The organism is Nocardioides sp. P5_C9_2, assembly GCF_054049555.1.
Genome location: NZ_JBFUMD010000749.1, coordinates 1 through 1,044, shown reverse-complemented (window position 1 = coordinate 1,044; position 1,044 = coordinate 1). Strand labels below are relative to the sequence as shown.

Genomic DNA, 1,044 nt, shown 5'->3' with positions numbered 1-1,044 from the left:
GGCGTGCCCTCGGAGTGCAGGAGCAGCGCGACCATCCGGGCGGCGGCCTGCTCGAGCCGGCGGCGGGGCAGCGACCCGCCACGCACGGCCCGCACGATCCCGGCGCGGGCGGCGGCCGGCGAGGGCGGCATCAGCAGCACGTCGTTGCCGGCCCGCAGCCCCTGGACGGCCGAGCGTGCGGCGTCGTACTGCCGCTGGACCCCGGCCATCGAGAGCGAGTCGGTGATCGCCAGCCCCTCGAAGCCCAGCCGCTCGCGCAGCACCCCGGTGACGACCTTCCGCGACATCGACGACGGGACGCCGGCGTCGATGGCGCGGACGTCGATGTGCCCCACCATCACGGCGGGGACCCCGGCCTCGACGGCGGCGGCGAAGGGGGCGAGGTCGACGGCGACGAGCTGCGCGCGGGTGCGCTTCTGCACCGGGAGGGTGAGGTGGCTGTCCTGCGGCACGGACCCGTGGCCGGGGAAGTGCTTCAGCACCGGGACCACCGCGGCCTGCTCGATGCCCTCGACGGCGGCGACGACCTGGGTGCTCACCGTGCCCGCGTCGGAGCCCGCGGAGCGCGACCCGATGGTGGGGTCGCCGGGCCCGGACGTCACGTCGGCGTCCGGGGCGAACACCGCGTCGAAGCCGAGGCCCCGCAGCTCGGCGGCGCTGGCGCGGTAGGCCGCCGTGGTCACCCGCGGCTCGCCCGCGGCGCCGGCGGACATGAAGGTCGGGAACCGGGTGGCATCGCCCTTGACCCGCTCGACGATGCCGCCCTCCTGGTCGACGGAGACGAACAGTGGCCACGGACGGCGTACGGCGCGGTCCAGGGTCGCGTTGACGGCACGGATCTGCCCGGTGGACGCCACGTTGTCGGAGAAGGCGATGACCCCACCGAGGTGCAGCCCGCGCACCATCGACACGGGGGCGGCCGTCCCGCTCCACTCCGCCACGATCACCTGACCGGCCAGATCCGGCAGGGACATCCGACCGACGAGCCGGGCCGCCCGCTCGAGCTCGGGCCGGGTGGGCCCCCAGCCCTCCACGAGGCCGAGC

The 1,044-nt window shown here is 76.1% G+C and carries 1 protein-coding gene; it reads right to left on the bottom strand.

Annotated features, from left to right (window positions below):
* A partial coding sequence (locus ACXJKL_RS21485; RefSeq protein ID WP_457209020.1) for a glycoside hydrolase family 3 protein occupies positions 1 to 1,044 on the bottom strand: 1,044 nt, incomplete at both ends.